Here is a 17443-nt window from a genome sequence, read left to right as displayed (position 1 = left end):
CCGCTTCGCTTAATTTGGCGCATTTGGTTTTACCTATTAATGATTACTTCGATAATTGTTATGTCTCCGTTTATATTGGTGCTGCTGTCTGATGAAAAATACTATGGCCCTTTTTGGAAACTAATGAGGGGGTGGTCGTATTTTTTAATTTACGGAATGGGTTTCATATTAAAAATCGATAGAGAACAAGAGCTTGATCGTGAAAAAAGTTATGTATTCATTGCAAACCACGCTTCTTTATTAGATCCATGGATTATGATTGCATCTAGTAAAAATCCGATTTTGTTTGTAGGGAAAAAGGAATTGGTAAAATTACCAGTTTTCGGGTTCTTTTATAAAAAAGCTGTTGTTATGGTAGATAGAAAAGACCCAGAGAGTAGAAAAAAAGTGTATGCCCGTATAAAAAAGCGATTAGATAAAGGATTAAGTATTGCAATCTTCCCTGAAGGATTAGTACCAACAGAAGACGTAGTTTTAGCACCTTTTAATAACGGGGCCTTTAGTTTAGCTATACAATATCAAATGCCAATTGTACCACAATTATATTTTGATGCAAAGCGTTTTTTTTCTTGGGATTTCTTTAAAGGACGTCCAGGTGTTTTTAGAGCAAAACAATTAAAATTTTTAGAGACAAAGGGTTTAACAATGGAAGATAAAGATGCTTTAAAAAAACAATCTTTTGATTTGTTATATAATGAATTAGCGAATGATAAATCATATATGAAAGACACAAACCGACCAAACAATGAGCGAGAATTTAAATCACCGTTATAGTAATACTGAGGAAAAATTAAATGTGTTAACACATGGTTTTGGGCTATTACTATCTATCATCGTTTTACCTTTTTTAGTTTTAAAATCATTAACATATCAAGAGTTTTGGCAAACAATTAGTTTTGTTATTTACGGATTGAGTTTAATTATTTTATATGCAGCATCTACTTTTTACCACGCTGCTAAAAAACCTAAACTTCGTCGCAAACTTAATATTTTTGATCATGCTGCTATTTATGTTTTAATAGCCGGAAGTTATACGCCTTTTTGTTTAGTAGTTTTACCAGGACAAACAGGTTGGTATATGTTTATTTTTGTTTGGTTATTCGCACTTACGGGTGTTATATTGAAGTTGTTTTTTACTGGTAGGTTCGATAAACTATCAACGGCATTATATTTAATAATGGGATGGCAAGTTGTTTTTTTAATAAAACCGTTAATGAATAATTTGTCGTACGACGGATTATTTTATTTAATAGCTGGCGGTGTTTTTTACACAATTGGGGCAATCTTATATTCAATTAAAAAAGTGCCATACAACCACGCTATTTTTCATGTTTTTGTACTTTTGGGAAGTTTTAGTCATTTTTGGGCAATCTATAAATACATATAGTTTTTACCATTTAGAAAAAGGAATTTTACTTAAGTTCGAATTGTAATATTTAACAGTTCCGGTTACTTCTTTTCCTAGCCAATTTGGCTTAGAAAATTGTTCGGTTTCATTTTTTAACTCTATTTCGGCAACAACCAAGCCTTTATTTTCACCTAAAAAATCATCAACTTCATAAGTATGGTTGTTTTCCTTTACTAAATAGCGGTATTTTTCAATAATTCCTTCCTCGCATAAATTAAATAAATCTTGAGCTTCCTTTAAATCTATTTCTTTTTCCCATTCAAATCGGGTAGTTCCGCTTTTATTAGAAGCACCTTTAATGGTTAAAAAACCGGTATCATCTTTTATACGAACTCTTACTACGCGTTCTTTTTTAGAGTTTAAGAAACCTTGCTTGATGTAACTTTTTTTATAAGCTACTTGTTTGTACTGATCAGAAATTACCAAGAATTTTCGTTCTATTTCAAAAGTCATAAGAAGTTGAATCAAATTTGTACGAATGTATCATTTTTGTAGTTATTATTAAATATCTTTGATACTATTAATTATTTAAAACTTTAATTTAATGGCGTTAATTACAACAAAAGCAATTGTTATTAGTGCTATTAAGTACAGCGATACAAGTTTAATTGTTAAGTGTTTTACCTTAGAAGATGGTATTCGATCTTACATGATAAGAGGTGTATTAAAATCGAGAAAAGGAAAGTTGAAAAAAGCCTATTTTCAACCATTAACACAATTAATAATTGAGGCTAACCATAATAATAGAAACTCTTTAAACTCAATAAGGGAAGCTCAGGTAATTCATCCTTATGAGAGTATTTATACTTCGGTGATAAAGCAGTCAATCGTATTATTTTTATCAGAAATACTTTCTACTATTATTAAAGAGGAAGAAAAAAATGAAGTACTATATGAATTTATCGAAACTAGCTTAATTTGGTTAGATACTCACGATGTTGTTGCTAATTTTCATTTACTGTTTTTGTTGAATTTATCGCGGTTTTTAGGGTTTTATCCAGACGTTTCAGAATCAAACAAAATGACTTTTAATTTATTAGACGGAAGATTTACAGATGCGTCCTATGAAAAACTTGTTATTACAGGTAGTGAATTAATTCTTTTTAAAAGGCTGTTGGGCATAAATTTTGATAGTATAAATACAATTTCGTACAATAAAAACGAAAGGCAAATAATTCTCAGAATTATAGTTCGATATTTTGAATTACATTTGGAGGGTTTTAAAGAGCCAAGATCATTAAATATTTTAGAAACCGTGTTTAGTTAACAGATGAAGCAAGTTATTACCCTATTTTTTTTACTGACAATTACCGCTATTTTTTCGCAAAACCTTACTATAATTGACGCCGAAACTGGCAAGAGAATTGATGAAGTTGCGGTTTTTAATAAAAACAAAACAATATCATCAATTAGTACTATTGATGGTGTTGTAGATATTACGAAGTTTAATGATAACGAAATTCTTATTTTTTCACATGTATCTTATGCGAAATTTCAAGAAAAAAAAGCTGTTTTAAAACAAAATAATTACCAAGTTTTCTTATCAAAACAATCAGAGCAATTAGATGAGATAGTTGTTTCTGTATTTAAGAATAAAGAAAAAGCAAACCGTATTGCAGAGCAAATAGCAGTGGTTTCTTTAAAAGATATTCAAAAAGTATCGCCGCAAACATCAGCAGATTTATTAGCTACAATTCCCGGAATTAAAGTGCAGAAATCACAATTTGGTGGTGGAAGTCCTGTTTTAAGAGGAATGGAAAGTAACCGTGTTTTATTGGTTGTTGATGGAGTTAGAATGAACAATGCAATTTACAGAAAAGGACATTTACAAAGCTCTATAACTGTAAACCCTACTTTGTTAGATAGAACAGAAGTTGTTTTTGGGCCGTCGTCTGTTATTTATGGTTCTGATGCACTTGGTGGTGTAATTCATTATTACACAAAAACGCCAAAATTATCTGAAGAAAATAAAATTAAAGGAAGTAGTTTTTTACGTTACAGTTCGGTAAATAATGAAGTTACCAATTCGGTATCGGCAGAATTACAGTTTAAAAATTGGGCATCGCTTACCAGTGTAACACATAGTAATTTTGGTGATTTAAAAATGGGTAAAAATCGTTCTCATGGTTTTGATGATTGGGGAAAAACGTTTTTTTATTCTGATAATTTAAATGGTAATTATGCTGAGAACCCAATAGCAAACGAAGATGTTAATTTGCAAAAAAATACAGGTTTTAGTCAGACTGATTTTTTGCAGAAATTTTTTATTCCGTTATCAAAAAAAACCGACTTAAAAGTAAATATCCAATACTCAACATCATCAGATGTACCAAGGTTTGATAAATTAAGTGAGCTTAAAGGTAGTGGTGATTTAAAGTTTGCAGAATGGCAATACGGTCCTCAAAACAGGTTGTTAGTTTCATCTCAATTAGAAATCAATCCAAATAAAAAATGGTTAAATAAAGGTACAATTACAACTGCTTATCAGAATATTGAAGAAAGTCGTATTCAAAGAAAATTCGGAAGTTTAGAAAGGTCTTACAGAGAAGAAAATGTAAATGTTTTTAGTGTAAATGGTGATTTTACAGTTCCGTTAGCTAAAAAACGTAATTTAGGGTATGGTTTTGAAGCAGCTTACAACGATGTTAAATCTAATTCTTACGGTAAAACGTTAAGAATTAATAATAACGAAATTGATGGTTTTGATGCAGATTTTGCAGTACAATCTCGTTATCCTGATGGAGGAAGTAGTTATTTTAGTTCGGCAATGTATTTAGATTATCGCCAAGATATTACGCCTAAATCAACCTTAAATACAGGTATTCGATTAACAAATACATTGCTAGATGCAAAGTGGATTGATGAAACATTTATACAATTACCAAGTAATGATATAAGCTTAAACAATACAGCGCTTACTGCTACTATTGGTTATGTGTTTAAACCTGTTAAAACATTGCAGTTGAATGCAGTATTATCATCAGGTTTTCGATCGCCAAATATTGATGACGTAGGTAAAGTAAGAGAAAAAAACGGAGATGTAACTGTGCCAAATATCACTTTAAAACCAGAACATGCTTACAATGCCGAAGTAGGTTTTCAAAAATATTTTAATAATCGAAAATTCAGAGTTGGTGCCAATGTATATTATACGTTGTTAAATAATTATATTTATCGTGAAAACTTTCAGTTAAACGGTAGTAATACTGTTTCTTACGATGGTGAAGACGGTAATATTGTAGCAAATGTAAATAAAGGTACTGCTTATATTACAGGTGCAACAGTTAGTTATCAAGGTAAAATATTTAATAATTGGAGTACTTCGGGGTTTTTAACCTATACAAAAGGTAAGGCCTATGATACCAATTTACCAATGTCTTCAATTCCGCCATTATTTGGTCGTTTTGAATTAAATTATTCAAATAATAAGTTTGAAGGAGGCGCTAATTTTGTTTTTAACGCCAAAAAAGATATCGCTGATTATAATTTAGACGAAGGAATAGATAATCAACAACAAACACCAATTGTTAACTCGGCTGCTACCCAAGATATTAATAAGTATTATGGTACACCAAGTTGGATGACCGTTGGCTTATTTGCAAAGTATACAGTAAACGCTAACATAACAATACAAACACAGCTTACGAATTTGTTTGACGAACATTATAAAGAATTTGCAAGTGGTGTTTCTGCGCCGGGGCGCAATGTTTCAGTATCGTTACTAACCAATTTTTAAAATATACAAATGATAAATCTATTTAAGATTGTAAGTTTATTAGAAGGAGTTTCTTATTTACTATTAATGTTTTTAGGCATGCCTTATAAGTATTTAGAGGCTTTAGGGAACGATCCTTATTTTGTAAAACTTTTCGGAATGCCGCACGGTATTCTATTTGTTGCCTATATAATCATAGCAATTATGCTAAAATTCGAATTGAACTGGAGCGGTAAAACATTCGGAATCGTTTGCTTATTATCTATTTTACCTTTCGGAACCTTCTTTGTAGGCAAGTATTTAAAGTAACCAATAATAATTACATAAAATAACACAAAGAAACCTGCAATTTTAATTGCAGGTTTCTTTGTGTTATTTTATGTCTAATAGTTTAAAAACAAACAAAAAAATAAAATATGTTTAATTTTTTATTTTATTTAAAAAGAGTATTTTTTTTTTTTGAGTTTTCCTTTAAAAATATAAATCATTAATAACGAGTAGTTAAGGTTGTTTTATTTAACATTTTTTTAACAAAAAATTAGGGTTAACCCTAATTCCAAATAGGGTTAACCCTTAAAACGTTAACATTTTTTAAATTACAAAGATTTAGTTTTGAGATGTAATAAAATAGTTGATCACTTTTTATTATTTGCTAGCTAGTAAAAAGAAGAACGATGTTTATAAATTGCGCGCATTTTTCTTTTTAATTTTTTAACGTTAAAACTGTTTTATTTGTAAAAAAATAAGATAACAGGTAAGCTTCTTTTATATTAAAGAAGCCGTAAAAATTAATTAACAAATTTAAAATTTTTAAAAAATAAAAAAAGTAATTTTAATGGTAGCAATGGTATTTGCTACAAGTGGTTTAGTGAATGCGAATACTAATAATTATTCGGAGTTACCACCATCTAAATTTGACGAATGTGATGGTTTCGCAACTTTTGCAGGTGATTATCTTGAATTGAGTTATGAAGAGGAGCATGAATGGTTTACTTGGTGTATGGAAAACTAATTTAATATAAAACAATAACAAGTTTATCTATTATAGATAAACTTGTTTTAAATATCATAACAATGAAAAAAATAATAACAATGATTTTATGTGTGATTATTTACCAATCTTCTTTTTCACAAGTACATAGAATTATTTATGCTGCTGAGTATAGTTTTCCGGATATGGAAAAAACATCAAAAGAAGTGTCTAGTAGATTTAAAGAGAAAATAAAATTGTTAAAAAAAAATAATGATAATTTATCTTGTTTTTTAGATTTTGACAAGAATATGTCAGTTTTTTATGTTGATAATAAAATGAATTCCGAAGGAAGAAAAAAAAGGAATATAACAGAGATAAAAGTTGGTAAAGGAACGTTTTTTACAGATAATATAAAATCAGAAATAATAAACCATAAGAATTCTTTTGGAAGTGATTTTGAAGTTGTTTATCCACAGAGTATATGGAGTATAGCTCAACAAACAAAAAAGATAGGAAAGTTTATTTGTTATAAAGCAACAACAGAGGTAGTGCAAAAAGGGAGATGGGGTGAAAAAACGATACCTGTAATTGCTTGGTTTACTACAGATTTACCATATAGGTTTGGGCCAAAACAATATTCAGGTTTACCTGGAGTAATTCTTGAGTTAACAGAAGGGAGTTTAACTTTCTATGCTCAAAAAATAAAACTGAATCAAATTTCTTTGAAATTAAAAGAAAGAGAAGGTGGGGGTCAAAGGGTAACTAAAAAAGAATTTGATGATATTAGCAAAAAAGTTTTTGAAAACAGGTAGCGTTATTTACTGAAATAGCAAACTATGAAAAAACACCTCTTATTATTTTTATGTATTGTATTCACAACCATACTTTCAGCACAAAGTGGGTTGCAAGGTAAAGTGTTTTATACCGTTTCATTAAAAGCATATAATGAACAATATGTCGATTCTATTTTTAAAAAAGAAAAAACAACAAAATTCGCAGAACAATATCTTATAAAAATGTTTAAGAATACTAAAGATGTTACCAGCGTTTTAAGATTTTCTAAAAATGAATCGTTGTATGACGTTGAAAGCAAATTAAAGAATGAAGCTAATAAAAATTTCAACATGACTGCTACAATCGCTGGAGGTAATACGATATACTATACAAACAGTGGTAAAAAAGATTATTATAAACAGTTTAATCGTGAAGAACCTTTACGTGTAGATATACTGCCAATTAAATGGGCAATAACTCAAGAAACAAAAAAGATTGGAGATTACCTATGTTTTAAGGCGGTTGCAGTTAAAAAAGTAAGAGATAATAAACCACTTATAAAAATAGCAGCATGGTTTACACCAACTATACCAGTAAGCTTTGGCCCTATTGATTATTTTGGTTTGCCAGGGTTAATTTTAGAGGTTTCTTACAATAGAATAAATATAAAAGCAACAAAAATTGTTTTAAATCCTAAAGAGAAAATTGTTATAAAAAAACCAACCAAAGGAAAACGAATGACAAATGCAGCGTATGTAGAAATGAGTAAAAATTTCTTTAAAATATAAGAAAATAAAAATGCTAAAAAGAATTATATTTTCGTTACTAGTTTTTATTGCTAGTAGTTTTTGTAGTGCGCAAACTGTAGTGTTTAAAGGTACTGTAAAAGATAGTTTGCAAAATCCGTTATCGTATACCAATATTATAGCCAAGCCTAAAGATGTGAGCAAAAACATGAGTTTTGCCATTACAGACGAGCAAGGTCGTTACCGATTAGAGCTTACTAAAAATAAAACATACACCATAAGTATAAGTTATTTGGGCTATGAAAAAGTTGAGCTTGAAATAGCACCAATAACAAACACTACAAAAGATTTTGTGCTAAAAGAAGCCAAAAATCAGTTAGATGAAGTGGTTATTGAGCTCCCCGTAACGGTAAAGCAAGACACGATTATTTACAATACGGATAAGTTTGTAAATGGTAGCGAACGTAAGCTTAAAAATGTACTTAAAAAACTACCAGGTGTTGAGGTTGATAAAAACGGGGGTGTAACGGTACAAGGTAAAAAAGTAACCAAGTTGTTGGTAGATGGTAAAAAGTTTTTTGGCGGTGGTACTAAGTTAGGTGTTGAAAATATTCCTGCAGATGCGGTTGATAAAGTTGAGGTAATAGACAATTACAATGAAGTTTCATTTTTAAAAGGTCTTTCAGATTCTGATGAAATGGCAATGAATATTAAATTAAAAGAAGACAAAAAACGTTTTCTTTTTGGTGATGTTGAAGCAGGTTCAAACGTTGGTTATGATTCTTTTTACAAAACCAACGCAAACTTGTTTTATTACTCACCCAAAACAAATGTTAATTTTATTAGTAACTTAAATAATATTGGCGAAAAAACCTTTACGTTTAAAGATTATATGAATTTTCAGGGTGGCGTTAATGCCGTTTTTAACGGTAATTTTAATTGGCGAGGTGGCGATTTTTCACAGTTTTTAGAAAACAAAGATGTTTTGCAAAGCGTACAGCGTTTTGGCGCTTTAAATATTACAAAAACCGTAGCTAGTAAGTTAGATGTTTCTGGTTATGCTATTTTTTCTCATAATAATACCCAAAGTTTTAACGAAGCAACCAATCAATACACTACTTTTTTAGAAGAAAAGGAAAGTAAAACTAACTCAAAAAACATATTGGCTATTGGTAAGTTTAATATTGAGTATGCGCCCAATAACAAAGAGCAATGGTATGTACGAACACAGGTTAAAAAATCGGCTGTAGAAAGAGGTAATTTAACCACTACTGCTATAAATACTCAACTAGATAATATCAATACAAATAAAGAAAATGATATTTGGTATGTAAATCAGAATATAGAATGGCACAAAGATCAGTCTGAAAAACATACTTTTTCAGCTACCGCAAATTATACGTTCGATAAAAATAATCCAACTGCTTTTTGGAATGCTTCACAATCGTTTTTAGATAGGATTAAACCAATTATTGAGCCTTTAAATACCAATCAAGCTTCTTTAAGAATTAACCAGTTAAATGAAAATGAAAAGCATCATTTGTACACCGTTTTTAAGGATTTTTGGGTGATAAATAATGATAATCATATTTATACAACGATAGGAAATACACATCAACAAGAAAAATTTATCAGTAACGATTTTCAATTGTTAGATGATGCTACCGAAAACGATTTTTCATCAAACGGATTTAACAATACTACGGTTTTAAAGCACAACGACTTTTTTGCGGGTGTGCATTATAAATTCAGAACTGGAATATTTACTTTTAAGCAAGGTGCGTATGCGCACAATTATAATTGGCGTGTAAACCAATCAACTTCAATTAAAAAAGATAAATGGGTAGTTTTACCAGATTTTCTAGTGAAAATTGAATTTAACAAGTCAAAGAAAATTCAGTTGAATTATAATTTAAAAACCAATTTCTCTAACGCTTCTAAATTGGCAAACCGCTTTTATTTACAATCCTATAACTCGGTATTTAAAGGAAATCCTAATTTAGAAAACGAATTGTATCATTCAGCACGTATTCGTTATAGTCGTTTTAGTTTGTATCGCGGTTTAATGTTGTTTGCAAACGCAAATTACACGAAAAAAGTAAAAGGATTTAGAAGTGCCGTAAATTTTGATGGTGTAAATCGTTTTTTAACCATTGATATGTTAGATAATCCGAATGAAAGTTGGGGAGTTAGAAGTTCGTTACGTAAGAAAATTAAAAACATCAGATACAACATAGAAGGTAATTATAAGGCTTCTAATTTTAAACAAAGCATCAATAATAGTTTTGTAACCAATAAAAGCAACAATTACGGTTTTGATGTTGGTATAGAAACCTTGTTTGATAAATTCCCAACAATAGAAGCTGGTTTTAGAAGAAGTATTGGTAAATACACGTCTAGTAATTCAACATCTAAATTTACAACCAACGAGCCGTATGTAAATATCGATTATGATTTTTTAGACGGATTTGTTTTTAATTTTGATTATACACATTATAATTATCAAAATAAAGCACAAAATATAGACACGGAATATAATGTTGCCAATGCAGTTTTATCGTATCAAAAAGAAGATAGTCCTTGGATGTTTAAATTAACGACTCAGAATTTATTTGATACTACTTTTAAACAAAGTAATAGCTTTTCAGATTATTTAATTTCTGATACTAAAACCTATGTAATGCCAAGAGTACTATTGTTTAGTATTGGTTATAAGTTATAAGGGTTTACATTTGTCATTACGAGAAAAATTCCTGTTGTTAAAGTTACAGATTGCTTCACTCCACTGCGTTTCGTTCGCAATGACAATTATAACGTCATTACGAGGAAGAGTGACGAAGTAATCTCTTGCTATTTTGTAGATTACTTTACTCCACTGCGTTTCGTTCGCAATGACAATTATTACGTCATTACGAGGAGGAACGAAGAAGTAATCTGGATTGCTTCACCCCACTGCGTTTCGTTCGCAATGACAATTATTACGTCATTACGAGAAGGCACGACGAAATAATCTCTTTGTTAAGAATTGCTATTTTGTAGATTACTTTACTCCACTGCGTTTCGTTCGCAATGACAATTATTACGTCATTACGAGGAGGAACGAAGAAGTAATCTCTTGCTATTTTATGGATTACTTCACCCCACTGTGTTTCGTTCGCAATGACAATTATTACGTCATTACGAGGAGGCACGACGAAATAATCTCTTTGTTAAGAATTGCTATTTTGTAGATTACTTCACTCCACTGCGTTTCGTTCGCAATGACAATTATTACGTCATTACGAGAAGGCACGACGAAATAATCTCTTTGTTAAAAATTGCTATTTTGTAGATTACTTCACTCCACTGCGTTTCGTTCGCAATGACGAAACAGGAGAACATATGTCATTACGAGGAAGAATGACGAAGTAATCTTTAAGTTAAGAACTACTATTTTACAGATTGCTTTACTCCACTGTGTTTCGTTCGCAATGACAATTATTACGTCATTACGAGAAGGCGCGACGAAGTAATCTCTTTACCCACCACTAACAGGCGGTATAATAGCAATAATATCGTTTTCTTTAATAATTGTTTCATCAGTTGCATAACTTTCGTTAATGGCAATGGCATATGAGCTCATTTGTTTTAACTCTGGATATTGTTTTGTAAGTAACTCTTTAAAAGAAGTAATATTACAGCTAATAGGAAGTTCTATTGTTAAAGAAGAACTTCCTATTAAATCTGTAGCAATACCAAAAAGTAATACGTTTATCTTCATAAAGTAAAATTACAATTTAAATCCGAATAGCACTCTGTTTTCATTCTTTCCGTTAAAGTTAGATCGAGCAAAATCTACACGTAAAAAACGCCATTTTCCAACACCAACATTATCTAATCCAACTGAATATTCAGAGTAAGGTTTGTTGCCTGCTGTAAACAATGCTTTAGCACCGGTTACCAAGTGAAAATTTAATTTATTTATTAACGGAACTTTACTAAGCAAAGCGCCTTTAAAATTATATTCTCCATGCAACTCACCGTATTTATCATTCGTGCTTAACTGATAATAAGGCAACATGTAAAAGTTGTTTAAATAATTGTCATTAGGAGCAATTAACAAGCGATTTCCGTTAAAATGGGCATAGTCTATAAACTCAATATCTTTTTTCTCTAAAAAAATGCCTCCTTTGGCCTTGTATTTAAAATTCCCCCAATTACCTAAAGATATATTTTGAGTTATTTGTGAGTATACTACATCAGAATTCCATTCGGCATTATCAGCGCCAAATTTTTTATTATAACCGATAAATAAAGACGGATACTTATTACTACTTACATTATATTTTCCATCAGGATAAGACACGTATTTTTGATCAAAATTAATAGTAGTTCCTAAATTAAACGACCATATTTTATTAGGTGTAAATCCCATGTTGAAATTAGTAGGCTCTTGCGGATTATTTGATGTATAATTAGCATCGCTTTTCGGAAACATTACATAATCTGTAGTGTTAAATAATGGTTTTCTATCTGCGTATTCTAAAGATGAAGACATGCGAATACCATTAATTACCTCTCTTGAAAAAGATACTTTAGCAAATGATTTCTCATATATTTTTAAGTAATTTCTTTCAAATAAAACAGAGCTAATGGTATTCCATAATTTTGAAATAGGTTGTTTTGCATTAAATTGAGCGGTTGTAACACCTCCTGAAAGTGTTAAAATTGGTTTGGTTGTATTATTCCATTTGTAAGAAAAGTAACCAGTTGGTCTCAGTTTTTTGTCTGAGAGTCCGTAGTTTAATTTACCACCAATATTAAACCTCTCTCCTTTTTCATTTATAGATTTATAATAATTTAATCCAACTGAAGAGTTCCAGCCTTGTACGGTATTAAAGTTTAAGTCGAAAATAGGAGATGACAAACTTAGTCCCCACTTATTATAAGTGTCGTTATAAGAATAGCCGGTTATAACATCTAAAAGGTTAAATTTATTTTGTTTGGTATCTATAGAATCTAAATATTTTTTAGACTTTCGTATCGTTTTAATACTGTCTTTTAATTTGTAGTCAGAAACTTCTTCAGTGGTTAAAGCAACAGGACGAATTTTGGTCCAATACAAACTGTCTTTTTCAGTTGCATTTTCAGCAAAAGACAAAATTTCGTTACCAAATGATTTTTTGGTGTAGTTAGGTGTAAAATTATAATTTGAATACGCTGCCGAAAAGCGACCATTAAAATTAAAACCAAACATACCAGCCTTAAAATCTATTGTTTGCGTAACTGGTACCCAGGCGTTGTTTTTAAGTGAGTAATTAAAGTTTTGTTTAATCTTTAAAGAATCTATCATTGGCATGCTTATTTGCGCACCTGTAGCTACAACATCGGTACCGTAAATAGCCCAATCATCTTCTACAATATAAATAAAACCGCTAAAAACACGATCGTTTTTTCTCTTTGGTAGTAGTTTTATTTTACTAATTAATTTATTATTTTTATCATAAAGCGTTCCTACTAATTTATAGTTGTAATAACCAAAAGCACCGTTAGAAACAGGTGAAATCATTTCTGCATCGGCTAATTTAAAAGAGTTTTCATAAAAATTGAAATTTACTTCTTTAGCTTGGTTAAAGCTAATTCCGTTATCGCTACCCGAAACTTTTGAAGCAACGATACGCTCTTTAAAATTGGCTGGTTTTTTTTGAAAAGAAATTTTAGAAATTGTTTCAGAAAGATATACAATTCCACTTCTTGTAGAATCTAAACCGCCGCCCATATCGCCAATTTCTTGCCCCAAAAATTTTTTAGGTAAATCCTTTACTTTAAATAATCCCCGAGAGTAAAAATCGGCTTTATATTCAGAAAATTTATCGGTGTTTTTATTTTTATTAGCAATTACATTTCTAATAATTTTATCAGCAGGGTTTTCATTCGAAGAAATTAAAATTTCATCTAACGCAACTTCTTCTTCAGAAAGAACAATGTTTAAAACAAAAGGAAAAGAAGAAACAGTAATTTTTTTCTTCACTGTTTTAAATCCTAAAATTTGATAAATAAGCGTGTGTTCTCCTTTTTTTGTTATGGCTAATTCATAATCTCCATTATCGTTTGTAGTAGTTCCTGTAATAGAGTTTTCTAAATATACGCTAACAAAAGATAAGGGTTTGTTGTTTGTGTCGGTTACGCTCCCTTTAACTTGAGAAAAAGAAATTGAGGTAATAAATAGAAGAAATAGTGTGTAGTTTTTTTTCATAGTTGGTTTTGTTGAAATAAAAAAACAAACATAGCCGAAGTAATTTTTCGACTATGTTTAAAAGCTGTTAAATAATTTACAATGAATTCTTAAAATATAAGACTTGTAAATTCACTAAAAGGTTGCCTGAGAATTAATTCCCTCCTTTTTTCTTCTTGCCAAATAAACCACCTAAAACATCTTTTACTTTCTTTTTGGTGTCTTCAGTTTTAGTTGAATCTTTCTTTTTATCACCCAATAATTTACCAAGTGTATTTTTTACTAGTTTGTCTTTTTGCTGTTCTATTAATTTTTGACTCAACTTTGTAACAGAAGAAGATAAATCCGTTTTTACAGATGGATTAGACATACTACCTGTAATATTTGCGGTAATGGGTACGGTAACATTTTGATCTTTTTCACTTAATTTAGATAATAACTCTTCTACTTTACTACCCAAGTATTTTGCAGGTACATCTAAAGTTAAATTATAGTTCATGTTTTGATTGAAACTATGATTACCACCAATGTTAATACCAATGTCTTTATATTTTAGTTTAAATGGTTTTACTGATACTTGACCGTTATCGAAAGATAAGTTTGCTTTTATATCAGATAAATCTAATTTATCTAAATCAATAAATGATAGTTTTTCACTTAATAAGCTTAAAGCTTTGGTCTTTTTAGGATTTATTTTCGTGGTTAATAATTCCGCTAAAGCTTTACCGGTTAATGAGGTTAAATTTGGTGTAAAATCGTTGTTTAAATTACCAGATAAATTAATGTCAGAATTTAATTTACCGCTCATTGCAGCAGCAATCGGACTGATTGATTTAAGTAAATCTAAGCCATTAAAAGATTCAGAAATATCAAACGATTTTATGCCTAAATCCATATTAAAAGAAGGCGTTTTTTGTTGTGTATTTACTTCACCGTTTAAAGCAATAGTACCTTTAAATATGTTAACATTTACATTTTGTAAAGTCGCTTTTTCGTCCTTTATCAATAATGTACCTTTTACGTTTTTTAAAGCTAAATTATCGTAATAAACAGTTTTTGCATCCGCTATAATTTTACAATCTAAAAAAGCAGGAATCTTTAAAGATTCTGTAGGTTTTTCTGTTTTATTCGTCTCTTTTTTATCTGTAGTAGTGGTTTCTTGCATGAAATCACTCATGTATAAAGAGTTTGAATTTACATTAAAAGTTCCCTGTAATTTTTTACCTGAAAGCAAAAAACCTAATAAGTTTTTAATTTCTCCTGTTGCATTTAAATCACTTTTACCTGTAGTAGCATCAAACTCGCTTAAGGTAATTGTTGTTGGTTTAAAGTTTATTTTGGTGCTTTTTATTTTAAGTGGATTGGCAATGTCATCCGAAGAAAAAACAAAGTTGTTTACTGTTATTTCACCATTATTTTTAATACGACTTAAGGTGCCGTTTTTAATTGCGTTTAAATCGAAATCAGTAGTTAAGTTGGCTTTTAAAATACCACTTAACTCACTTTTTAAATCAACCGGATAGGCTTTGTTTATGTTGGCTAAATTTAAGGTTCCTTTTAATTTTGCGCTTATGGTTGGGTTGTTAACAATATTAGCAACACTTCCGCTACCAGAAAAAGTATCTTCATCAATTTTAAAAGATAAGCCGTTAATAACTACAAAAGTTTTATCTAGGTAACCTGTGGTGTTTTTTAATTGAGCATCGATATTAATATTACGAACACTTTTTGGTAAATCAGGATATTTAAAAGAAGTGTTTTTAGATTTTAAGTTAATGTCTAACAGCGGAATTGTGTTGTTAGTAACTAAACCTTTAACGGTTCCTGAAAGGCTAAATTCACCAGATGTTTTTACGTTTTCAATACTTTTGGTATAAGCTTCGGGTATTAAACCTAAAAAGTTTTTAAAGTCTGATGACGGAGTTTTAAAGCTAATATCAACATCTTGGTTGTTTTCGTTTATTTGAACATATCCATTAAAAATTAAAGGTAAATTATTAAGTTTTGCTTCGTTTTTTAGAAACGAAAACTTCATGTTTACTAAATCCATGCCTAAGACAGCATCTAATTCTATCTTCTGATTTTTTAAGTACGAAGCGCTATCCATTTCAAAAGAAACTAATGTCGCTGTTTTGGTATTTAATTCAGAGTTAGTTTGAGAGAAATCTCCACTACCGCTATGATTAAAATCAGATAAAGTAAGATTTATTTTACCTTTTTTATCAATGTATTTTATTGTAGCGTTATTAATTTCATAAGAATTTACAGAAAGGCCAAAATCAGATACCGACACATTTGTGCTATCAACTTTTACATCAGACGGTTTTGTAATGTCGTAATTAGCGATACCAATTTCGTTAACTAAAACATTTACTTTAGAATCATTAATAGAAAAAGATTGAATGTTTAATTGTTCTGATGCGTTTTTAAGTAATTCAGTAAGTCTTAGCTCTAAATTAATTTCTTTAGAAAATAGTAAAGTATCGCCTTTAAAAGGTTTACCATTAATAATAGAAACATTAGAAAGTTGCAAAGAGGCATTCGGAAAATCTCTTAATAAACTTAGGTTAGCATCTGTAAAATCTAACTGAGCCGTAATGTTATTATTTACAGTTTTCTTTACCAGATTAATGATTTTTCCTTGAAATAAAAACGGAGCTAAAATTAGTAAAGCAAATAATGTTATTATTATGGTTAGGAGTATTTTATATATTTTTTTCATAACTAAAAATTAACTTTAAAATGTATTTAACAAATTTCTGTAAATATTTAGAATAATAAGAAGATTAAAATATAAAGTTTTAGTTAAAAATCACATTAGGATTCATAACAACTTAAAAAAGGCAAATACTTTTAAGAATTTGCCTTTTTTAAGTTGTTATTTAGGGTCTGTGTCGCCAAAGAAAAACCAGTTAAGGCCTTTTTTTATTTTACTCTTTTCTTTAACTTCGGTTTGTGTTTCGGAAACTTTCAAAGATTCTTCTTTAAATAAATCAACTACATATTCGTTATAACTTTTACCAACCTCTTCTTTTAAAAAACCTTCAAAGTATAATTCACTAATTTTTTCTCCTTTTAATTTTTCAATATCTAAAAGAGTTTTATAAAGTGGTTCAATTTTATCAATAACACTTTTAGGTATAGCTTTTCTTCGTCCAGTGTAACCGATAGGCTCCCCTTTTTCATTTTTATCAATTGTAAAATCAGTAATTACCCAATAGTATTTACCAGTTTTAGTTAGGTTTTTTACAATAGCGTGGTAATTTTCCCCTTTTTTTAAAGCTTCCCATAAGGCTTTAAAAGCAACCTTTGGCATATCTGGGTGTCTAATAATATTATGAGGCTCTCCCATTAATTCTATAGCAGTGTATTCGCTGGCTAAAACAAAGGCTTTGTTAGCGTAAAGAATTGTGCCAAATAAATCTGTTTTGCTAACAATTGTTTGAGATTTGTCCCATTTTATTTCTTCATTAATTATTTGAATAGGTGGTGTTTTCATGATTTGATTTAAAATTAAAATGTACGCAAATTTATACGGTCGGCTGATTATAAAACATGACTAAAATCATGTTTTAGGTTTTTCACTAAGTAACAAAAACGTATATTTGTAAGT

14 protein-coding genes are annotated in these 17443 nt (G+C 29.8%); 9 read left to right on the top strand and 5 right to left on the bottom strand.

Going from position 1 to position 17443, the window contains the following annotated elements; translation table 11 throughout:
* Positions 1 to 60: 60 nt before the first annotated feature.
* Positions 61 to 774 (top strand): lysophospholipid acyltransferase family protein, encoded by a 714-nt coding sequence (locus tag P2G10_RS02230; RefSeq protein ID WP_218771710.1) that lies wholly within the window; start codon positions 61 to 63, stop codon positions 772 to 774.
* Positions 746 to 1387, top strand: coding sequence for a PAQR family membrane homeostasis protein TrhA (trhA, locus tag P2G10_RS02225; RefSeq protein WP_218771709.1), 642 nt, complete (start codon positions 746 to 748; stop codon positions 1385 to 1387). Before P2G10_RS02230 ends, trhA begins: the two co-directional genes overlap by 29 nt.
* A gap of 3 nt (positions 1388 to 1390) precedes the next feature.
* Here trhA and P2G10_RS02220 read toward each other — a convergent pair whose 3' ends face one another.
* Complete coding sequence (locus P2G10_RS02220; protein WP_218771708.1) at positions 1391 to 1861, bottom strand: CYTH domain-containing protein; 471 nt, start codon at positions 1859 to 1861, stop codon at positions 1391 to 1393.
* Positions 1862 to 1952: 91 nt separating this feature from the next.
* On the opposite strand from P2G10_RS02220, the gene recO reads away from it, so the two are divergent.
* The 7 genes from recO (at position 1953) to P2G10_RS02185 (ending at position 10338) form a co-directional block, all read left to right on the top strand.
* Positions 1953 to 2675, top strand: coding sequence for a DNA repair protein RecO (recO, locus tag P2G10_RS02215; protein WP_275315047.1), 723 nt, complete (start codon positions 1953 to 1955; stop codon positions 2673 to 2675).
* A 3-nt stretch (positions 2676 to 2678) separates the two neighbouring features.
* Positions 2679 to 5144, top strand: coding sequence for a TonB-dependent receptor (locus tag P2G10_RS02210; RefSeq protein ID WP_275315046.1), 2466 nt, complete (start codon positions 2679 to 2681; stop codon positions 5142 to 5144).
* A 9-nt stretch (positions 5145 to 5153) separates the two neighbouring features.
* Positions 5154 to 5432 carry a DUF3817 domain-containing protein gene (locus P2G10_RS02205; protein ID WP_275315045.1) on the top strand — a complete coding sequence of 93 codons (279 nt, stop codon included), beginning with the start codon at positions 5154 to 5156 and terminating at the stop codon, positions 5430 to 5432.
* Between the two features lie 526 nt (positions 5433 to 5958).
* Positions 5959 to 6135 carry a hypothetical protein gene (locus P2G10_RS02200; protein ID WP_275315044.1) on the top strand — a complete coding sequence of 59 codons (177 nt, stop codon included), beginning with the start codon at positions 5959 to 5961 and terminating at the stop codon, positions 6133 to 6135.
* 62 nt (positions 6136 to 6197) lie between these two features.
* Positions 6198 to 6908, top strand: a complete 711-nt coding sequence (locus tag P2G10_RS02195) for a GLPGLI family protein (protein ID WP_275315043.1) — start codon at positions 6198 to 6200, stop codon at positions 6906 to 6908.
* A 24-nt stretch (positions 6909 to 6932) separates the two neighbouring features.
* Positions 6933 to 7658: a GLPGLI family protein gene (locus P2G10_RS02190; protein WP_275315042.1), complete on the top strand. Its 726-nt coding sequence runs from the start codon at positions 6933 to 6935 to the stop codon at positions 7656 to 7658.
* Between the two features lie 10 nt (positions 7659 to 7668).
* Positions 7669 to 10338 (top strand): carboxypeptidase-like regulatory domain-containing protein, encoded by a 2670-nt coding sequence (locus P2G10_RS02185; protein ID WP_275315041.1) that lies wholly within the window; start codon positions 7669 to 7671, stop codon positions 10336 to 10338.
* A gap of 795 nt (positions 10339 to 11133) precedes the next feature.
* On the opposite strand, the gene P2G10_RS02180 is transcribed toward P2G10_RS02185, so the two are convergent.
* From P2G10_RS02180 to P2G10_RS02165, 4 genes are all read right to left on the bottom strand, one after another.
* Positions 11134 to 11376 carry a MoaD/ThiS family protein gene (locus P2G10_RS02180; RefSeq protein ID WP_275315040.1) on the bottom strand — a complete coding sequence of 81 codons (243 nt, stop codon included), beginning with the start codon at positions 11374 to 11376 and terminating at the stop codon, positions 11134 to 11136.
* A gap of 9 nt (positions 11377 to 11385) precedes the next feature.
* Entirely contained in the window at positions 11386 to 13851 is a 2466-nt protein-coding gene (locus P2G10_RS02175; RefSeq protein WP_275315039.1) for a DUF5686 and carboxypeptidase regulatory-like domain-containing protein, read from the bottom strand.
* A 133-nt stretch (positions 13852 to 13984) separates the two neighbouring features.
* The gene (locus P2G10_RS02170) at positions 13985 to 16552 is read right to left on the bottom strand and encodes an AsmA-like C-terminal region-containing protein (protein ID WP_275315038.1); all 2568 of its coding nucleotides are present in this window, start codon (positions 16550 to 16552) and stop codon (positions 13985 to 13987) included.
* Positions 16553 to 16708: 156 nt separating this feature from the next.
* Positions 16709 to 17329 carry a PAS domain-containing protein gene (locus tag P2G10_RS02165; protein WP_275315037.1) on the bottom strand — a complete coding sequence of 207 codons (621 nt, stop codon included), beginning with the start codon at positions 17327 to 17329 and terminating at the stop codon, positions 16709 to 16711.
* Between the last annotated feature and the right edge of the window lie 114 nt (positions 17330 to 17443).

Source organism: Tenacibaculum bernardetii (assembly GCF_029125915.1).
Lineage (GTDB): Bacteria > Bacteroidota > Bacteroidia > Flavobacteriales > Flavobacteriaceae > Polaribacter > Polaribacter bernardetii.
Note: the sequence above shows the minus strand (reverse complement) of the source record. Positions and strands in the feature narration are given on the sequence as shown.

Excerpts from the sequence above, each read along its gene's own strand:
- P2G10_RS02180 (WP_275315040.1), bottom strand. The coding sequence starts at position 11,376 with ATGAAGATAAACGTATTACTTTTTGGTATTGCTACAGATTTAATAGGA.
- P2G10_RS02165 (WP_275315037.1), bottom strand. The coding sequence starts at position 17,329 with ATGAAAACACCACCTATTCAAATAATTAATGAAGAAATAAAATGGGAC.
- P2G10_RS02190 (WP_275315042.1), top strand. The coding sequence starts at position 6,933 with ATGAAAAAACACCTCTTATTATTTTTATGTATTGTATTCACAACCATA.
- P2G10_RS02210 (WP_275315046.1), top strand. The coding sequence starts at position 2,679 with ATGAAGCAAGTTATTACCCTATTTTTTTTACTGACAATTACCGCTATT.
- P2G10_RS02200 (WP_275315044.1), top strand. The coding sequence starts at position 5,959 with ATGGTAGCAATGGTATTTGCTACAAGTGGTTTAGTGAATGCGAATACT.
- P2G10_RS02220 (WP_218771708.1), bottom strand. The coding sequence starts at position 1,861 with ATGACTTTTGAAATAGAACGAAAATTCTTGGTAATTTCTGATCAGTAC.
- trhA (WP_218771709.1), top strand. The coding sequence starts at position 746 with ATGAGCGAGAATTTAAATCACCGTTATAGTAATACTGAGGAAAAATTA.
- P2G10_RS02205 (WP_275315045.1), top strand. The coding sequence starts at position 5,154 with ATGATAAATCTATTTAAGATTGTAAGTTTATTAGAAGGAGTTTCTTAT.
- P2G10_RS02230 (WP_218771710.1), top strand. The coding sequence starts at position 61 with ATGTCTCCGTTTATATTGGTGCTGCTGTCTGATGAAAAATACTATGGC.
- P2G10_RS02195 (WP_275315043.1), top strand. The coding sequence starts at position 6,198 with ATGAAAAAAATAATAACAATGATTTTATGTGTGATTATTTACCAATCT.
- P2G10_RS02185 (WP_275315041.1), top strand. The coding sequence starts at position 7,669 with ATGCTAAAAAGAATTATATTTTCGTTACTAGTTTTTATTGCTAGTAGT.
- P2G10_RS02170 (WP_275315038.1), bottom strand. The coding sequence starts at position 16,552 with ATGAAAAAAATATATAAAATACTCCTAACCATAATAATAACATTATTT.
- P2G10_RS02175 (WP_275315039.1), bottom strand. The coding sequence starts at position 13,851 with ATGAAAAAAAACTACACACTATTTCTTCTATTTATTACCTCAATTTCT.
- recO (WP_275315047.1), top strand. The coding sequence starts at position 1,953 with ATGGCGTTAATTACAACAAAAGCAATTGTTATTAGTGCTATTAAGTAC.